At 65.2% G+C, this 17,116-nt stretch carries 16 protein-coding genes; 10 read left to right on the top strand and 6 right to left on the bottom strand.

All coding sequences use genetic code 11. The features are described from left to right. The first annotated feature begins 54 nt into the window (after window positions 1–54). The 9 genes from N2603_RS29675 (at window position 55) to N2603_RS29635 (ending at window position 8,860) form a co-directional block, all read left to right on the top strand. On the top strand, window positions 55–1,476 hold the full coding sequence (locus tag N2603_RS29675) for an amidase (protein WP_260424292.1): 1,422 nt from the start codon (window positions 55–57) through the stop codon (window positions 1,474–1,476). Between the two features lie 84 nt (window positions 1,477–1,560). Beyond that, a complete protein-coding gene (locus N2603_RS29670; RefSeq protein WP_018647670.1) occupies window positions 1,561–2,511 on the top strand; it encodes an ABC transporter permease in 951 nt (316 codons plus the stop codon). Beyond that, the gene (locus N2603_RS29665) at window positions 2,508–3,401 is read left to right on the top strand and encodes an ABC transporter permease (RefSeq protein ID WP_260384923.1); all 894 of its coding nucleotides are present in this window, start codon (window positions 2,508–2,510) and stop codon (window positions 3,399–3,401) included. Before N2603_RS29670 ends, N2603_RS29665 begins: the two co-directional genes overlap by 4 nt. 2 nt (window positions 3,402–3,403) lie before the next feature. Beyond that, window positions 3,404–4,417: an ABC transporter ATP-binding protein gene (locus N2603_RS29660; RefSeq protein ID WP_260384922.1), complete on the top strand. Its 1,014-nt coding sequence runs from the start codon at window positions 3,404–3,406 to the stop codon at window positions 4,415–4,417. Continuing rightward, window positions 4,414–5,418 (top strand): ABC transporter ATP-binding protein, encoded by a 1,005-nt coding sequence (locus tag N2603_RS29655; protein WP_260384921.1) that lies wholly within the window; start codon window positions 4,414–4,416, stop codon window positions 5,416–5,418. The genes N2603_RS29660 and N2603_RS29655 overlap by 4 nt, the downstream gene beginning before the upstream one ends. Window positions 5,419–5,474: 56 nt before the next feature. Next, window positions 5,475–6,968 (top strand): ABC transporter substrate-binding protein, encoded by a 1,494-nt coding sequence (locus N2603_RS29650; protein WP_260384920.1) that lies wholly within the window; start codon window positions 5,475–5,477, stop codon window positions 6,966–6,968. A 553-nt stretch (window positions 6,969–7,521) separates the two neighbouring features. Beyond that, entirely contained in the window at window positions 7,522–7,842 is a 321-nt protein-coding gene (locus N2603_RS29645) for a hypothetical protein (protein ID WP_260384919.1), read from the top strand. A gap of 35 nt (window positions 7,843–7,877) precedes the next feature. Next, window positions 7,878–8,108, top strand: a complete 231-nt coding sequence (locus tag N2603_RS29640; RefSeq protein WP_035668117.1) for a hypothetical protein — start codon at window positions 7,878–7,880, stop codon at window positions 8,106–8,108. Between the two features lie 266 nt (window positions 8,109–8,374). Beyond that, window positions 8,375–8,860, top strand: coding sequence for a hypothetical protein (locus N2603_RS29635; RefSeq protein ID WP_260384918.1), 486 nt, complete (start codon window positions 8,375–8,377; stop codon window positions 8,858–8,860). Between the two features lie 132 nt (window positions 8,861–8,992). Here N2603_RS29635 and N2603_RS29630 read toward each other — a convergent pair whose 3' ends face one another. Beyond that, window positions 8,993–9,427, bottom strand: a complete 435-nt coding sequence (locus N2603_RS29630) for a hypothetical protein (RefSeq protein WP_260384917.1) — start codon at window positions 9,425–9,427, stop codon at window positions 8,993–8,995. A gap of 362 nt (window positions 9,428–9,789) precedes the next feature. Between N2603_RS29630 and N2603_RS29625 the strand changes: the two genes are divergently transcribed. Then, window positions 9,790–10,017 (top strand): hypothetical protein, encoded by a 228-nt coding sequence (locus tag N2603_RS29625; RefSeq protein WP_018647660.1) that lies wholly within the window; start codon window positions 9,790–9,792, stop codon window positions 10,015–10,017. A gap of 1,603 nt (window positions 10,018–11,620) precedes the next feature. On the opposite strand, the gene N2603_RS29620 is transcribed toward N2603_RS29625, so the two are convergent. The 5 genes from N2603_RS29620 to N2603_RS29600 are packed head-to-tail and all read right to left on the bottom strand — an operon-like array spanning window position 11,621 to window position 17,115. Further along, a complete protein-coding gene (locus tag N2603_RS29620) occupies window positions 11,621–13,174 on the bottom strand; it encodes a hydantoinase/oxoprolinase family protein (protein WP_260384916.1) in 1,554 nt (517 codons plus the stop codon). 6 nt (window positions 13,175–13,180) lie between these two features. Then, window positions 13,181–14,287, bottom strand: a complete 1,107-nt coding sequence (locus N2603_RS29615; RefSeq protein WP_260384915.1) for a DUF917 domain-containing protein — start codon at window positions 14,285–14,287, stop codon at window positions 13,181–13,183. Continuing rightward, on the bottom strand, window positions 14,284–14,970 hold the full coding sequence (locus N2603_RS29610; protein ID WP_018647655.1) for an AroM family protein: 687 nt from the start codon (window positions 14,968–14,970) through the stop codon (window positions 14,284–14,286). The genes N2603_RS29615 and N2603_RS29610 overlap by 4 nt, the downstream gene beginning before the upstream one ends. 4 nt (window positions 14,971–14,974) lie before the next feature. Then, the gene (locus tag N2603_RS29605; RefSeq protein WP_260384914.1) at window positions 14,975–16,060 is read right to left on the bottom strand and encodes an ABC transporter ATP-binding protein; all 1,086 of its coding nucleotides are present in this window, start codon (window positions 16,058–16,060) and stop codon (window positions 14,975–14,977) included. Further along, entirely contained in the window at window positions 16,057–17,115 is a 1,059-nt protein-coding gene (locus N2603_RS29600; protein ID WP_260384913.1) for an extracellular solute-binding protein, read from the bottom strand. The genes N2603_RS29605 and N2603_RS29600 overlap by 4 nt, the downstream gene beginning before the upstream one ends. Between the last annotated feature and the right edge of the window lies 1 nt (window position 17,116).

Below are 17,116 nucleotides of genomic sequence, written 5' to 3'. Positions count from 1 at the left end.
TTCTCGCTGTCAATCCCTGCCAACGGTGGCGGGCTTGCGGAGCGTGATGTGACGATGAACGGCGATCCCTGTCTCCTGTCCGCAACCGACCTGCGCGGCCTCATCGCCGCCAGGAAGATTTCGCCGGTCGAGATCGTCAGCGCCGTGCTCGCCCGCGCCGAGGCGCTCCAGCCCGAATTGAACTGCTTCATCACGCTGTGCGGCGACGAGGCGATGGCGCAGGCCCGCGCCGCCGAGCGCAAGGTGATGGCGGGCGAGCCGCTCGGCCTGCTCCACGGCATCCCCGTCACCGTCAAGGACATCGTCAACACCAGGGGCGTCAAGACCACCTTCGGCGCCGTTCCCTACAAGGACAACGTGCCGACCGAGGATGCCGTCGCGGTGGCGCGGCTGCGAGCTGAGGGCGCGATCCTGATCGGCAAGACCACGACGCCGGAATTCGGCAGCAAGTGCCTGACGGATTCCCCGCTGTTCGGCCGCACCCGCAATGCCTGGGACGCCTGCCGCTCCTCCGGCGGCTCCAGCGGCGGCGCGGCGGTGGCGGTCGCGAGCGGCATCGCGCCGCTGGCGATTGCGACTGACGGCGGCGGCTCGACCCGGATTCCCGCCGCCTGCAACGGCGTGGTGGGCCTGAAGCAGAGCAACGGCGTGATCCCGCACAGCCAGGCGCTCGACGTCTTCGGCAACCAGACCTATGTCACGCCGACCACCCGCACCGTCGCCGACACCGCGCTGATGATGCAGGCGATGGCGGGCGAAGATTCTTGCGATCCGTGGTCGATCGGTCTCCCCGTGCCCGATTTCGTCGGCACCGCCGCTCCGCGCGGCGACCTGCACGGGCAGAGGATTTTGTATTGCCTGACGCCGCCGGGCCGCCCCGTCTCCGCCGAGGTCGCCGCCAATTTCAAGGCGAGCCTCGACCGGCTGGCCGGGCTCGGCGCCGAGCTCGAGGAATTCTCCGGCGAAGGCTTCGACATCGAGCCGATCTGGCGCGCCATCAACCACACGGTCTGGCGCACGCGCTTTGCAAAGCTCGCGGCCGAGCACGGGGACGAGCTGAGCGAGGCCTTCCTCAAGCAGCTCGCGCTCGCCACCGAGGTCAGCGGCGTCGACTATCAGGAGGCGATGTTCGCGCGCACCGCGCTGTTCCGCCGCGTGCAATCCCTGCTTGCGCGGGGGCACTTTTTGGCGATGCCGACCCTCACGCGCACCGCGCTGCCGATCAAGCAGGACCTGTTCGGCAGCATCGAGATCGACGGGGCGCATTTCGACAGCGTCCGGCCGAATTGGTTCCCCTGGACCATGCCGTTCAACATGACCGGCCATCCCGCCGTCAGCCTTCCCTCAGGTTTTGCCCGCGACGGCCTGCCGGTCGGGCTCCAGCTGGTCGGCCGCTTCCGGGCTGATGCGGAATTGCTGCGCGTCAGCGCGCTGTTCGAGGCCTCGAGCGGTCTTCTGTCCCGTTGGCCGGGCTGAGGAGATGGGCATGCAGCAAAGCCCTTGCCTCCGCCGCCCGGACATGTTGATCGTGCCGCGGATGAGCCCTGAAATCGACCGCACATGAGCGTCTTTGTCCTCCGACGTCTGTTGACCCTGCTGGCGACGCTGGTCGGCGCGTCGCTGATCATTTTCCTGGTGCTGGACGCGCTGCCGGGCAATGCCGCGCAGATGCTGATGGGCGCCGACGCCTCGCCGGACGCGGTGCGCGCGCTCACCGCCAAGCTCGGGCTCGACCAGCCGCTGGCGATCCGCTACCTGCAATGGATCAAGGGCCTCCTCATTGGCGATCTCGGCAATTCCTATGTCTATGGCACGCCGGTCGCCGGCTTGATCGCGGAGCGGCTGGTGCTCACTATTCCGCTCGCGATCATGTCGATGGCGATCACGGTGACGCTGGCGCTGTCGGCCGGCATCTACACCGCCGCCAACCACAACAAGCTCGGCGACGTCGGCGTGATGTCGCTGACGCAAGTGGGCATCGCGCTGCCGAATTTCTGGTTCGCGATCCTGCTGGTGCTGTTGTTCGCGGTGCGGCTGCAATGGCTTTCGGCGGGCGGCTTCGCCGGCTGGGAGGACGGCGTCTGGCCAGGCGTCAAGTCGCTGCTCCTCCCGGCAGTTTCTCTGGCGGTGGTCCAGGCCGCGATCCTCGCCCGCGTCACACGCTCGGCGGTCCTGGAAGTGCTGCGCGAAGACTTCGTCCGCACGGCGCGGGCCAAAGGGCTCGGCAAGCGCGAGGTGCTGTGGAGCCACGTGCTGCGCAACGCCATGATCCCCGTGATGACGGTGATGGGGTTGCAATTCGCCAACCTGCTCGCCGGCACCATCGTGATCGAGAACGTGTTCTACCTGCCGGGCCTCGGCCGGCTGATCTTTCAGTCGATCGCCAACCGCGACCTGATCGTGGTGCGCAATTGCGTGATGCTGCTCGCGACCATGGTCGTCATCGTCAATTTCGTCGTCGACGTGCTCTACGCGCTGATCGATCCCCGTATCAAGGTGCACGACCTGTGAGCGCGCCCGTGACCACTTCCATTGACGCACCCGTCGCGACGCGCCGTCTGCCGGCCAAGACCTTCTGGGGCCGCGCGCTGCGCCATCGCAGTTTTGTCCTCGGCGGCTCCCTCAGCCTGCTCGTTCTCGTCTCGGCGCTGCTGTCGCTGGTGTGGACGCCGTGGTCGCCTTACGAGATCGACATCGCCTCGAAGCTGCGGCCGCCCTCGGCCGCGCACTGGCTCGGCACCGATTCCTTCGGCCGCGACATCGTCTCGCTGCTGCTCGCCGGCGCGCGTTCCACCATTGCGGTCGGCATCATCGCGGTCAGCATCGGTCTCACTTTCGGCGTCTGCCTCGGCCTGATCGCCTCGGCCAAGCGCGGCTGGACCGAAGAGATCATCATGCGTTTCTCCGATTTCACCTTCGCCTTTCCGGCCGTGCTCTCGGCAATCATGCTCGCCGCGGTGGTCGGCCCCGGCATGGTGACTTCGATCGTCGCGATCGGCATCTTCCAGATCCCGACCTTGACCCGGCTGACGCGCGGCTCGGCCAACGCGATCTGGGCCCGCGAATTCGTGCTGGCCGCGCGGGCCTCGGGCAAGGGCAAATTCCGCATCACCATCGAGCACGTGCTGCCCAACATCCTGTCGATCCTGATCGTGCAGCTCACCATCCAGTTCGCGCTCGCCATTCTCGCGGAGGCAGCGCTGTCCTATCTCGGCCTCGGCACGCAGCCGCCGCAGCCGTCCTGGGGGCGGATGCTGAACGATGCCCAGACGCTGCTGTTCCAGTCGCCGATGCTCGCGGTCTATCCGGGCGCGGCGATCGCAATCGCCGTGCTCGGGCTCAATCTCCTCGGCGACGGGCTGCGCGATCTGCTCGATCCCCGGCTGGCGCGGGAGAGATGACGATGGCTGAGCGCTCCACCATGCCGCTGATCGAGGTCGACAATCTCGGCGTCCGTCTCAACACCAGCCGCGGGCCCGCACAGGCCGTGCGCGGCGTCAGCTTCTCCCTCAAGCGCGGCGAGACGCTCGGGCTCGTCGGCGAGTCCGGCTGCGGCAAGTCGGTCACCGCGATGTCGCTGATGGGCCTGCTGCCCGACAGCGCACGCGTCACCGGCAGCATCAAGCTCGACGGCAACGAGCTCGCCGGCTTATCGGATGCGGACTACTGCCGCCTGCGCGGCAATCGCATCAGCATGATCTTCCAGGAGCCGATGACCGCGCTCAACCCGATGCATACGATCGGCAACCAGGTCGCCGAGCCGCTGCGGCGTCACAAGAAATATTCGGCGGGGCAGGCGCGAAAAGAAGCGATCGCCTTGCTCGATCGCGTCGGGCTGCCCGATCCGGCGCGTCGGATCGATGCCTATCCGCACCAGTTCTCGGGCGGCCAGCGCCAGCGCATCACCATCGCAATGGCGCTCGCCTGCGAGCCCGACCTGTTGATCGCGGACGAGCCGACCACCGCGCTCGACGTCACCATCCAGGGCCAGATCCTCGACCTCATCGCCGATCTCGTCGAGGAGCGCGGCATGTCGATGATCCTGATCTCGCACGATCTCGGCGTCATCGCCGAGAACGTCCAGCGCATGATGGTGATGTATGGCGGCACCGTGGTCGAGAGCGGGCCGACCGATGAGGTGTTCCGCCGGATGGGTCATCCCTACACGCAGGGCCTGTTCCGCGCGCGGCCGAAGCTCGGTGCGCGCAAGGGGACGCGGCTGAAGACGATCTCGGGCACGGTGCCGGAGCTCGCCGACCTTCCGGCCGGCTGCACCTTCTCGGAACGATGTCCGCTCGTGATCGATGCGTGCCGCGCAGCGCTGCCGCCGATGGTGGACGTCGGTCCCGGACATGGCGTGCGCTGCATCCGAACGGACGTCTCGATGGCTGCGAATGTCGGAGCGCTGTCCGCATGAGCACCGCGCCTCTTCTCGACGTGAAGGATCTCGAGCAGCGCTACACGCTGCCGCGCGAGAGCCTGTTTCGTCCGCCCGGACATGTGCGCGCGCTCAACGGCGTCAGCGTGCAGGTCCAGGCCGGCAAGAGCCTCGGCATCGTCGGCGAATCCGGCTCGGGCAAGTCCACCTTCGCGCGCGTGGTGATGGCGCTGGAGCGGCCGACCTCGGGGCAGGTCGCGCTGCTCGGCCGCGATCTCAACCGGATCCCGCCCGATGAGCTGCGTCGCGCCCGGCGCGATTTCCAGATGGTGTTCCAGGACCCCTATGGTTCGCTCGATCCGCGCCAGATCATCGCCCGCATCGTCGCCGAGCCGCTCACCGTGCTGGAAGGCGCCGACCGCACCACCTTCCGCGACCGCGTCGCCGCCGTGCTGAAGCAAGTCGGCTTGCGCGAAGCCGACATGGACAAATATCCGCACGAGTTCTCCGGCGGCCAGCGCCAGCGCATCGCGATCGCGCGTGCGCTGATCACCCAGCCGAAGCTGATCGTCGCCGACGAGCCGGTCTCCGCGCTCGACGTCTCCGTGCAGGCCCAGGTCCTCAACCTGATGCAGGACCTCCAGGAGCAGTTCGGCCTCAGCTACATCCTGATCAGCCACGACCTCGCCGTGGTCGACTATCTCTGCGACGAGGTCGCGGTGATGTATCTCGGCCGCATCGTCGAGAAGGGGCGCCCCGAAGATCTGTTCGAGCATTGTGCCCATCCCTATACGCGGGCGCTGCTGGATGCCGTGCCACGGGCGCGCGCCGGGGGCGGCCGGCGCCGGCGCGGAGCCCAGGCGATCGCTTCGCAATCGGCGGCCGCGACCGGATGTCCCTATGTCGCGCGCTGTGCACTCGCCGACCAGCATTGCCGCGAGGCCCTGCCTGAGCTACGCAGGGTGGGCGAGGGGCACCTTGCCGCCTGTCACAAGGCGGAGTCTGTGATGGCGTTGCCGCAGGCCGCCATGGAAGGTTAGTGTCCGGAGCAGGATTGGCATAGGCTCACGAAGACAGCAGGCCGGGGAGTTACGAGATGTTCAGGAAACTATCCATCGTCGCATTTGCCGCCGCGCTCGCCGCGGCGCCTTTGCCTGTACTGGCGCAGAGCAAGAAGGACAGCGTCGTCATGGCGATGACGCTGGAGCCGCCGGGGCTCGATCCGACCAATGCCGCTGCGGCCGCGATCGCCGAGGTCACGCTCTACAACATCTACGAGACGCTCACCAAGATCAACGAGGACGGCTCCGTCTCGCCGCTGCTGGCGGAGAGCTGGACCGCGTCGCCCGACCTGAAGATCTATACCTTCAAGCTGCGCAAGGGCGTCAAATTCCACAATGGCGAACCGTTCGATTCCGCGGCGGTGAAGTTCTCGTTCGACCGCAACGCCGCTGCGACCAGCACCAACAAGGACAAGAGCCTGTACCAGGCGTTCGAGAAGGTCGAGACGCCCGACGCCGACACCGTCGTGATCACGGTGAAGTATTCCGAGCCGAACCTGCCGTTCCTCCTCGGACAGGCGAGCGGCTCGATCGTCGAGCCGAAGAGCGCAGCCACCAACGTCACGCAGCCGGTCGGGACCGGGCCTTACCAGTTAGGGGCCTGGGCCAAGGGCTCCTCGATCACGCTCAACAAATGGGCGGACTATCGCAACGCCTCGGCGATCAAGCTGTCGAAGGTGACGATCCGCTTCATCTCCGATCCGGCCGCCCAGGCCGCGGCGCTGCTCTCGAACGATGTGGACGCATTTCCGCGCATTGCGACCCGCGTCGTTGCCCAATTCAAGTCTGATCCGCGCTTCACGGTGCTGATTGGCGGCTCCAGGGCCAAGACCATCGTGGCGATCAACGAGCGCAAGAAGCCGCTCGATGACGTCCGCGTTCGCCGCGCCATCCTCGCTGCGATCGACCGCAAGGCATTGATCGACGGCGCCGTCGAGGGTTTCGGCACGCCGATCGGCAGCTTCTACACGCCGGGCTCGCTCGGCTATGTCGACACCACCGGCATCAACCCTTACGACCCCGAGAAGGCCAAGAAGCTGCTCACTGAAGCCGGCGTCACCACGCCGCTCGAGCTGTCGCTGAAGCTGCCGCCGCCGCCCTATGCGCGGCAGGGTGGCGAGATCGTCGCGGCTCAGCTCGCCAAGGTCGGCATCATCGCCAAGATCGAGAACGTCGAATGGGCGCAATGGCTGTCGCAGGTGTTCGGGCCCACTGGTCCGCATAATTTCGATCTCACCATCGTGAGCCACGTCGAGCCGTTCGACCTCGTCAAGATCACCGAGCCGGACTACTATCTCGGTTACAACAACGAGGCGTTCAACGCGCTCTACAAGCAAATCGTGTCCACGCCGGACGAAGCCGCCCGCGCCAAGCTGCTCGGCGACGCCCAGCGTATGCTGGCCACCGACGCCGTCTCCGCCTACCTGTTCCAGCCGCAATGGCCGACTGTCACCAACAAGAAGCTGAAGGGCGTCTGGAAGGAAGTCCCGCAGTTCGAGAACGATTTCTCGACCTGGTATTGGGAGTAGGGGCGACGACAGCGCGGTGCCCATTCGCGGTGCCCTTTCCCGTCGTGGGCAGAGCTATGCATATGGATTTCACGAAGATTGTCCGCGGGCTTGCTCCGCCTCCCCCGCTTGCGGGAGAGGCCGGGCGCGGCGGGTGAGGGCTCTCGCCACACAGAGACGCCCTCCACAATTAACAATCCCACCGCGGAGACACCCCCACCCCAGCCCTCCCCCGCAAGCGGGAGAGGGAGCCCAGCGCCGATGCCGCAGCATCGTGCACGCCATATGCGATTCCCCTGCCGTCGTGGGGGAGGGCTATCGCGGATGGCGTTGGTGGCGGCCTGAGCAAGCGCCTCGTCCTTAGACGACTGCTTCCCGCGGTCTCTTCAGGAAGCGGCTAAGCAGCATTGGCCCCGTTTGAAATTGCCGCCACGCACTCCTCCCTCATCCTGAGGGCCCGCCATCGGCGGGCGTCTCGAAGGCTGCGTTGTAGGCGTGCTATCCGCAACCCTTCTTTTCATGCGGATGCGCGCCTGTATCCGAATTCCCACACTTGCCGGCAAAAGAGATCTGTTTGTCGCCTTTCGAACAGACGGAAAAAGCCTGCTTCGTTCCAATTCCCCAGCGATCGAAAAAAGTCATCGGTGGGGCAAACGAAATGGAACGTTCCCTGTTAGTTGAGATGGCGCGCGATGAATATGTCGAGCGTTGCAAGCAACGGGCCTTCGATCATCTGGACCGAGGCGATCTCAAGAACGCGGTCGCCTCGTTTGTCGGCAATATGAACGCGCGTCCCGATTGCGAACTGCCGTTCCACCTGGCAGCGCTTGGCGCTTTGCTGCTGACGGCGAACGATGCGTTCGGCTGGAAAATGCTGATTGAAGGATTGAGGTGATGATCCGATAAACGCGGGCGTAGGGAGACTTGGGGATGGCTCACTACCGGGCTTATCTTTTGGATCAGCACCGCCACGTTATAAGCGTAGCGAAATTGCAGTGTGCCGACGAGCAGGAAGCACGAGAACGTGCTGCGCAACTGGTTGATGTCAACGACGTCGAGCTCTGGCAACTCGATCGCCGGATTGCGGTCTTTGAGGCCCCCGCAAGCCGAACCTCGCAGGCTGCGGGAAAGGAAAAGCCGCAGCGCCCTAAAGACAAATGAGGCGTGCGTGTCAGTGCACGAATCCCGCGAGTTGAATTCGCGGAGACAACCCCTCATCGGCGGCGTCCGCGGATGTTTTCGGCCAAGTGCTTCCGGTTCCTGTCGGGAACTTACGTGATCATCATCGCTGCGCGCCGGCCGCTTGATTTAGATCAAGCGCGAGGCAACGAAATGCCAAATGCATGCGCTGGTGCCGTCGCCGTTGGCGCGGGCATCACGCGCGGAAGCCGGCGGATCGATGGCGCCTCACCATCAGGAGGAAGCTCATGGTTCGCTATGGTCTGATTGGTTTCGCGGCAGCCATCGTCGTCGCTGCCAGCCTGGTGCCCGATGACGCGTTTGCTCGCCGTGGCGGAGGTGGCGGCATGCGCGCCGGAGGCGGATTTCATGGCGGCGGCATGCGCGCCGGTGGCTTTCATGGCGGTGGCATGCGTGCTGCCCACGTTCGGGGCGGCGCCGTTCATGCCGGACGCGGCTATCGCGTGGCCGGAGGAGTTCGGCCGGCGCATCCGATAGCGGGCCGCCCGATTGCAGGTCGGCCCGGCTATCCGGGACGCCCGATCGCGGGCCGCCCGGGCTACGGCGGCGGCTACTACCGCCCGGGCTTGGGCTATGGCGCTGCCGCGGTGGGCGCCGCCGCTGCCTACGGAGCCTACGGTTACTACAACAACAACTACAACAGCGGCTGCTACTACGACACCTACGGCAGCTACGTCTGTCCGGGTCAAAATCAGTATCAGTATCAATATTGAGAAGACCAAGTGAGCGCGGACGGCGGTGATCGAGGGCCGCCGCCTGCTCCCAGCTTTCTCGCCCCCGATTGATCCGGATACGAGGCGAACCCTTTGGGGCAGCTTTTGTCGCGGCAGCCGATCCCCGCGGGCTCAGGATGGGCACGAGCGATACATCGCCTGCAGCGGGTCTCCGCGAAGGAATATGGTTCGGGGCGTCAAGCCGCCGCGATGGGCGATCCAGCGCCGCACCGGTGCAGGATACATGAGATACATCATGCGCGTGGCGCCGGCGTTCGTGACAGCCCGTCCGCGCGGACCAATATCCCATGCGGCGTGGAACGCCATCTCGGCCCGCGAGGTCACGCAGATCCTTTCGGAGGGCAGGGTCGCCAGGACAATGGTGCAGGCCGATGCGCAGAAGCCATCGATGATGACTCTCTGGCCCGAGGCGCGCAGCCGTTCATACTTGTATATGTACTTCCCGATCGATCCGCCTCGATCGTCCGTGATCCGTATGGCGGCATCGCCCGAGCGCGATCCGGCGACCATGAGTGCTGCGATGACGAGCCCCACCCAACGTTTCATCCCAGGCCCCCGCGCGTTGCCTGGTCAATCCTGTTGAATCAGGCTTCGCCGGGCTTGATCCAGATCAATCAACTCGAAAACACGCCGACATCGGCGGGAGATTGCCGAGCTGGCGGTTGACCACGTGGAATGGCGCGCGGATGGCCTCTCGATTGGTGCGACCGAACACAGCTGGCGTCTCCTTAGGAAACGCGATCAAGTTTTGGTCGCTGCGGCAACCTCACGCCCGCGAGGCGATTTGTCAGGGAGGTTGTCCCAATTAGGCTCGCGTCCTCGACTTGATGTCGTCGAACCTCAAAGTATCTAGATTCAAATTCGGGAGTGTTGATTTGCCGGATTGCGGCTCTCGCGGGGAATAAGCAATGAAGGAAATGCAGGCCCAGCTAGAACTGCTCCGCGCGCAAATCGCCGATTGCGAGCGACTTCAGAAAACTGCCAAGAACCAAATCAAGCGCGACACTTTCACGAGATTGCTCGCTCGCTACAGGGCCATCGCTGTGGAGTTGGAGCGAGCAATAGCAGGAATGCCACCGGCTCGCAGTACTCTCCTGGGCCGCAAAACCAAAGAACCCCGTCCGAAAGAAGAGTAAGGCCCACCTGAGTTGGCAGCCTTTTCGTGCTCTTCATCCAAGTGACTTGTTCGCCTGGTGTGAAGTCGATGTCTCCGGATCGTCCGTTCGTAGACGACTCGATCCAGCAGATCGAGGACGCGATCGTCGCGGTTGAGGCCGGTCGCTCGAGCCTTCCGGATATACCCGCAGATGCTGGCTCCGAGTTTGCCGGAGCTTCAAAGTCCGATTTGCTCTCTCTCGACACATGACGCCGCGGCCTCGTGTTGCTCGCGATGGCTGCGTTGAACGTCACTGGATTGCATCAGTTGCGCTCGAACGATTTGAAGTCGTAACGAATTCGAATCACGTCCGGAGAGTGAAAATTAGTTCTGCGCCATAATCGTAATGACTCCGTCGTAAAAAAAGAAAATAAGGTGCAAAAAACAAAAAATAGCTGGGAGGAGCAAATGGATACTGCGAGTCGCCTGCGCGCGATGGCATCGCTGTGCCGTCAGACAGCCGCGCATCATCCTGATCGAAGTTGGAAGCTGCTCGCCGAAGCTGAGTATTGGGAGCATTTGGCCAACGATACGCCGCCCGATGATTTCGAACTTTGCCAAGTTGGCTCACCGCCTCATGGAGAGCGCAGTCTCACGCAACCGGCCGCGGCCGTCGCAGGGGAAGTGCAAGACAGCATAGTTTGTTAGCTTCTATGTGCCTAACTGGAAGCGTGCCCGATTACCGCCGATTGCGGCACATTGGAATGGGAATGCCGGCCCCGGCTGTTACCCCATCCTGCGGCTGGGGCCGTTTTGAACTTTCAAACTCCAACTACAACCATGTTGAGAGGCAGCGCTGTAGCGCTATTTGGAATGGGCATCTTTTCTCAGCGTGGTCGAGCGCTGTTCTGTGGCCGCAATACTGATGCCGCTGTTGGGGGTATGCGGGAGATCAGCCGAGGCTAGGGGCCCTTCGGGCTCTACCCGTGCGCCTCGTTGATCAGGCAGCGCCCTGCCAGGGACGGCTACTTCTTCAACAGTATTCCCATGCTCCGCGCCATTCGTCGCACCGACCCGGCGTGACGGCCCAATTCGGCGGCTATCTTCGATGTGCCAACTCCCTGCCGGGCGAGCCTGATCAATCGGCGGACTTCCTGCTCGGCCCATTGCTTTGGCTTCGGTGCTTTCATTGCGGTGCTCGACGGCACCAGTTAACCCGCAGGGTGATCGGCCGGCACTTGGGAAATTTACGGGTGGTGTTTGCTCCCAATCGACATCCGACGCCTGCCAGCCGCCACGAGGCACGCGGCTGCGCGCAACGGCTGCCCCGCTTGCTCGCGCGCCTCTAACCTTGATGGTATTCTGATGACCCATCGCTAAACTGCGTGGGTTGCTCCCGCTGAAGTCCAGCCGCACGTCAGCGCCGCCGAGCCGTCGATCCAGATGCTTTTCGCGCCGGTATTGCCTCCCACTTGGAGGAGAACGAGGACAACGCCCGGACTTCGGAATAATAGCATTATACCCCTGTGTTGCCCGACGTGTCAAAGCGGCGTGTGGCTATCTGCGTAAGCCGTTGATTGTGTTATCGCCAGCTACTGTGCATGGGGTTGTTTTCGCGTTTTTGTTTGATGGGGATGACCCGGCTACGCCGCCGCCGGCAGATCCGGATCGGCAATCGCCCCGGCAACACGCACGCGCACGCGCAGCGCATTGCCGGGCAGATACGCGATCGGCATGTCCTCGACGTCGACCGTCTTGAGGCTGTCGCGCGCGGCTCCGGCCTGAACGGCGCGGTCGGCCGCGATGTCGCGCGCGGCTGCGATGGCATCCTCGCGGCTGAGGTCGCGGAACACCTGGTCGGCTTCACCGGAGACCTGCGCGATCGCGGCGCCGACCGCATTGGCGCAGTCGCCATGCGGCACGCGGACGATCTCGGAGATGCCGGGCAGGCGATCGGGCACCAGGAAGGCGCCGCCGCCGACCGCGAGCAGCGGCACGTCGCCGGCCTCGGTCTTCATGCGGTCGATGTCCTCCTCCAGCTTGCGCCAGGCATCGCGCAGCGCGGCGTCGATCAGGCGCTTCGGCAAGTTCGCGACGCGTGAGCGGTCGCCGATGTCGATCAGGCCGGCGGCCACCGCAATGTCGGTGGCGGTGAGGCGCGAGCCGCCGAACACCAGCGCGTCCGACGTCAGGCGATAGCCGACGCTGAGCGGGCCGACGCGGACCGGGTCTTCGTCGACATGGCTGCCGCCGCCGAGCCCGATCGAGAGCAGATCGGGCATACGGAACAGCGTGCGCACGCCGCCGACCTCGACGACGGCATTGGCTTCGCGCGGAAAGCCGTGACGCAGCTGGCCGATGTCGCTGGTGGTGCCGCCGACGTCGACGACCATGGCATCGTCGAGACCGGACAGATGCGCGGCGCCGCGCATGGAGTTGGTGGCACCGGAGGCAAAGCTCATCACCGGGAACGCGGTGGCGATCTCGGCCTGCATGACGGTGCCGTCGTTCTGGGTCAGGAACAGCGGCGCATCGATGCCGCTGTCGGCGATCGCCTTGCGGAAGGCCGCGACCGTGGTGACGGCGAGATCGTGCAGCGAGGCATTGAGCAGGGCGGCGTTCTCGCGCTCGAGCAGGCCGATGCGGCCGAGATCGTGCGACAGCGTCACCGCGACGTCGGGGCAGATGTCGGCGAGGATCTCAAGCGCCGTGGTCTCGCAGGAGGGATCGAGCGGGGAGAAGCTCGAGCACACCGCGACCGAGCGCAGGCCCTGGTCCTTGATCTTTCGGGCGGCGTCCTTGAGGCCGCCGACGTCGAGCGGCATGAACGGGCGGCCGTCGTAATCGTGGCCGCCCTCCAGCATGAAGATCTCGCCGTTGACGAGAGAGGCGAGGTCCGTCGGCCAGTCGCAGAACGGCGGCAGCGAGGCGCTCGCCGGCATGCCGATGCGGATCGCACCGATCTTCTGCACGTGGCGGCGCTGCACCACCGCGTTGATGAAGTGCGTGGTGCCGATCACGACCGCATCGACCTTCACCGCGGCAGCCGGCTCGGCGCGCAGCGCCTTCAGCGCGTCGAGGATGCCCGAGGTCACGTCGGCCGTGGTCGGCCGCTTGACGGAATGGACGACCTTCTCGTCGACGATCAGCACGGCGTCCGTGTTGGTGCCCCCGACATCGATGCCAATACGCTTCATGGGATCTTAAGCTCCAGCCGCCGCGGGCGAGAAGAGGGAACGGAAGTCGAGGTCGTAGCCGAAGGCGCGCGGGCCGACGAATTCGAGACCGCGCGGGCTCGTCAGCACCGGCGGCGCCGGCAGGGCGACCACGGTGACGCGCTGGCCGTAGCGAATGGTCTCGGTACCGATGCCGTGGCCGTTGACGCTGTCGAGCACGCAGATCAGATCGGGCGAGGTCGCGATCGCTTCCTCGCCGCGCCAGGCGACGATCCATTCGTTCTGGAACGAGAGCTTGAGCTTGGTACCGCGATCAGCATCGCTGCCGTCGACCATCGCGGTGCCTCGCAGGAAGCCCTCGGTGGTGCGCCGGGCGACGTCCACAATCTTGCCGGTGAACAGTTTTTGGCCGCCTTCGGTCGCAAGCAGCGCGGCGATCGGGTCCTCGTGGCGGCGGTTCGCCTCCTGCACGGCGCGGCCGATGCGGATCGCCTTGGTGGTGGTGAAGTGGATGCCCCAGTCCTTGACCTCGCGGCCCGTGCGCGGGGCCTTGCTGGTCGAGGCGATCGAGCCCATCTCGACGCAGATCTTGCGGCTCGCCCGCTCCATCCATTTCCAGGTCGGAACCTTGGTGACGACGGCTTCGATGCCGCGGGGATCGTAGAGCGTGCAGGGATAGGGACGTAAGTCCCCGATCGCGACCGAGGTCATCTGCGCCTCGGGGAAAGCGCGGCCCATGCAGTCGGCATCGACCACGGGAATGCCGAGATGCGCGGCCGCCATCAGCGCCTGCACGCCGTTGCCGCCGCCGATCTCGACCGACATCACGGCGCGGAACTTGATGCCGTTGATCTCCTCCTGCATGCGCACGGCGCGCGCGATGTTGCGGCTGTCGGCAAGGCGCTCCTGCCCGACCAGCGGCGCGCCCATGTTGGAGACCACCGCGACCCAGTCCGCGTCGTCGAGGTCGAGCGGCGACATCAATTGCACGCGATGGCCTTCGGCATAGAGCCGGCGCAGATTGAGCAGGCCGAGATAGGGGCTGCCGCCGCCGCCGGTGCCGAGGATCCAGGCGCCGACCGCGAGCGCCTCGATCTCCTCGAGGCTGATCGTCTTCAGTTCCACCTTGCTCACGACACCAGCTCCTCGACGATGCGGGCCGCCGCGGCAATGCCGAGGATGACGGGGCCTGGATAGGCTTTGCGCACGCGCGCCTTGTTGGCGCTGGTGTAGCTGATGCAGTCCATCACGACGAGATCGGGCTCGAGGTCGGCCATGGTGTGTGCAGCCTCGTCGACGACAGCCTCACTGGAACCGGGGCGCAGCGTGATGCCGACCACCTCGACGCCGTCGCGCTGCCATTTCTTGTCGATCAGCGCGGTCTGCTCGGGCAGCGGCGAGAACACGCCGAGCCGTCCCTTCGGCAGCACGGCCTCGACGAGATTGTGCAGGATGGCCGAGGGCAGGATGACGAGCCCGTCGGCCGCGAGGTTGGGGAATTTTCCGGTGCACGCCATCAGCGTCACGCCGACGCCCTCATGCTTGAAGCGCGTGATCTGCTGGCTCGCGCGCCGCTCCACTTCCTTCTTGCTGATGGTGACGCCGTCGCCGTTCGGCAGCAGCGTGAACAGCGTGTCGTAGCCGTCCATTGGCGGGATGGCGTCGATCTCGGCGCGGCTCATGCCGTCGAGCGCGCCGCGCAGCTCGATCTGGATGCCCGGCGACAGCACGGCTGCGATCTCGGCAGCGACGGTCGGGCGCGGACTCTGGCCGATCACGACCACTCCGATGCGCTGATGCTTCAATGGCATGTTCATGGGGCTAGTCCTTCAAGACGACGAGATCGGCCGGCGTCCATTCGAGTGTGACGCCGTTGCCGGGAACGAACAGGCGGCTCGTGCCTGCATTGGGTTGTTGCACGAGAACGCGATGTCCACCCTCTAGCGTGACGCGGTAGAGCACGGCGCCGCCGAGGAAGTTGGTGTTCTCGACGATGCCATGCGCGGAGATGCCGGCTGGAGTGGCGCCGTCACCGCGCGGGATGAGGCGAATCTTTTCCGGGCGCAGCGCGACCGAGAGCACGCCAGTGCCCTGCGCCTCGGTCGGCGGCAGCGCCAGGATCAGGCCCTTGCCGGCATCGAGCGCCGAGGCAACCGTGCTGGTCCTGGTGCGCTCGCCGCGGAAGATGTTGGTGTCGCCGATGAAGTCGGCGACGAAGCGCGTCGTCGGCTGGTTGTAGATTTCCGTGGGCGTGCCGACCTGCTCGACGCGGCCGCCGTTCATCACGGCGATGCGGTCGGACATCGCGAGCGCCTCTTCCTGGTCGTGGGTGACGAAGACCAGGGTGAGGCCAAGCTTCTTCTGCAACTGCTTGAGCTCGAACTGCATCTGCTGGCGCAGCTTCTTGTCGAGCGCCCCTAACGGCTCGTCGCAGAGCAGGACGCGCGGCGCGATGACGATGGCCCGCGCAAGCGCGACGCGCTGCTGCTGGCCGCCGGACAGCTGGGCGGGGCGGCGATCTTCCAGTCCGGACAGCTCGACCATGGCGAGGGCCGCCTTCACCTTGGCCGCGATGGTCGCCTTGTCGAGCCCGCGCATGCGCAGGCCGAAGGCGACGTTCTCGGCGACGGTGCGATGCGGGAACAGCGCGTAGTTCTGGAACACCATGCCCATGTCGCGCTTGTGCGCGGGCACATGGGTGATGTCGGCGCCGTCGACGTGGATCGCGCCCGAGCTCGGCGTCTCGAAACCGGCGATCATGCGCAGCGTCGTGGTCTTGCCGCAGCCGGAGGGGCCGAGCAGGGAGAAGAACTCGCCCTGCCTGATGTCTATCGCGACCGCGTCCACTGCGCGGACGCCGCCGTCATAGACCTTGCTGACGCCGGCGATCTCGATCGACGCGCTCATGCGCGGAAGATCCTGTTGACGCGCTGGTCGATCTCGTCCTTGCGCTCGTTGTACCACTTCCAGTCGACCTGGATCAGCTTGGAGACCTTCTCGGGCGTGGTGAGCAGTTTTGCATCGTACTTGGCATCGAGCTTCACCTTCTTGTTGGCCGGCGAGTACCACACGGTCTCGGCGAGGCGCTTCTGCACCTCGGGGCGGAGCATGTAGTTCACATAGGCGTTGGCGAGCTCCTTCATCTTGCTGCCGGGCGTGATGGTCAAAACCTGCTCGAGCGACAGCACGCCTTCGCTCGGCGAGACGAAATCGGTCGGCTGGTTTTGGCCGTCATAGCGGTAGATGCCGGAATCGTGGATGACGCAGAGGCCGACTTCGCCGGAGAGCAGCATCTTTTCCATGGCGCCGGTGAAGTCGACGATCTTGATCGGCTTCAGCTTCTCCAGTGCGGCATAGGCCGCGTCGAGATCGGTCTGCCCCTTGCCAAACAGCGTGCCGCACATCATCAGGAAGGCCTGGCCGAGGCTGTTGACGGGAATGACATAGCCGCCACGGACGCCGTTGTACTTTGCGTCCCACAGCTCCTTCCAGGAGGTGATGTTGCCATAGTCCTTGTCGGTGCGAAGGCCGAGGCCGATGGCGCTGGTGAAGATCGAGACGCCGACGATCTTGTCGCTGACGGCGTAGGGATAGACGTCGGCGAGGTTCGGCACGAGCTTCGCGTCGATCTTCGGCTCGACCAGGCCCATTTCGGCGGCCGCCCACTGCTCGTTGGAATTGGTGTGCATCACGTCATAGATCGGCGCGGAGCGCGAACTCGCCTGGAGTTTTGGCAGATAGGGGAAGGCGGAATCGATCTGGAGCTTGCACTTGAATTCGTTCTCGAAGGCGGGGCCGATCTCGGCCTTCATGATCTCGCCCCACTTGCCGCCCCAGCCGGTGATGCGCAGCGTCGGATCGTCGGCGCGCGCGACGTAAGGCGCGGCGATGGTGCCGATGCCGAGTGAGGCGCTTGCGGTCAGAAAGCGGCGGCGGCTGAGCGGTCCCAAAGCTTTCATCATG

The sequence above is a fragment of the Bradyrhizobium huanghuaihaiense genome (assembly GCF_025200885.1).
GTDB lineage: Bacteria > Pseudomonadota > Alphaproteobacteria > Rhizobiales > Xanthobacteraceae > Bradyrhizobium > Bradyrhizobium huanghuaihaiense.
Note: the sequence above shows the minus strand (reverse complement) of the source record. Positions and strands in the feature narration are given on the sequence as shown.

Excerpts from the sequence above, each read along its gene's own strand:
- N2603_RS29675 (WP_260424292.1), top strand. The coding sequence starts at position 55 with ATGAACGGCGATCCCTGTCTCCTGTCCGCAACCGACCTGCGCGGCCTC.
- N2603_RS29620 (WP_260384916.1), bottom strand. The coding sequence starts at position 13,174 with ATGAAGCGTATTGGCATCGATGTCGGGGGCACCAACACGGACGCCGTG.
- N2603_RS29600 (WP_260384913.1), bottom strand. The coding sequence starts at position 17,115 with ATGATGAAAGCTTTGGGACCGCTCAGCCGCCGCCGCTTTCTGACCGCA.
- N2603_RS29655 (WP_260384921.1), top strand. The coding sequence starts at position 4,414 with ATGAGCACCGCGCCTCTTCTCGACGTGAAGGATCTCGAGCAGCGCTAC.
- N2603_RS29630 (WP_260384917.1), bottom strand. The coding sequence starts at position 9,427 with ATGAAACGTTGGGTGGGGCTCGTCATCGCAGCACTCATGGTCGCCGGA.
- N2603_RS29625 (WP_018647660.1), top strand. The coding sequence starts at position 9,790 with ATGAAGGAAATGCAGGCCCAGCTAGAACTGCTCCGCGCGCAAATCGCC.
- N2603_RS29635 (WP_260384918.1), top strand. The coding sequence starts at position 8,375 with ATGGTTCGCTATGGTCTGATTGGTTTCGCGGCAGCCATCGTCGTCGCT.
- N2603_RS29670 (WP_018647670.1), top strand. The coding sequence starts at position 1,561 with ATGAGCGTCTTTGTCCTCCGACGTCTGTTGACCCTGCTGGCGACGCTG.
- N2603_RS29640 (WP_035668117.1), top strand. The coding sequence starts at position 7,878 with ATGGCTCACTACCGGGCTTATCTTTTGGATCAGCACCGCCACGTTATA.
- N2603_RS29660 (WP_260384922.1), top strand. The coding sequence starts at position 3,404 with ATGGCTGAGCGCTCCACCATGCCGCTGATCGAGGTCGACAATCTCGGC.
- N2603_RS29610 (WP_018647655.1), bottom strand. The coding sequence starts at position 14,970 with ATGAACATGCCATTGAAGCATCAGCGCATCGGAGTGGTCGTGATCGGC.
- N2603_RS29605 (WP_260384914.1), bottom strand. The coding sequence starts at position 16,060 with ATGAGCGCGTCGATCGAGATCGCCGGCGTCAGCAAGGTCTATGACGGC.
- N2603_RS29650 (WP_260384920.1), top strand. The coding sequence starts at position 5,475 with ATGTTCAGGAAACTATCCATCGTCGCATTTGCCGCCGCGCTCGCCGCG.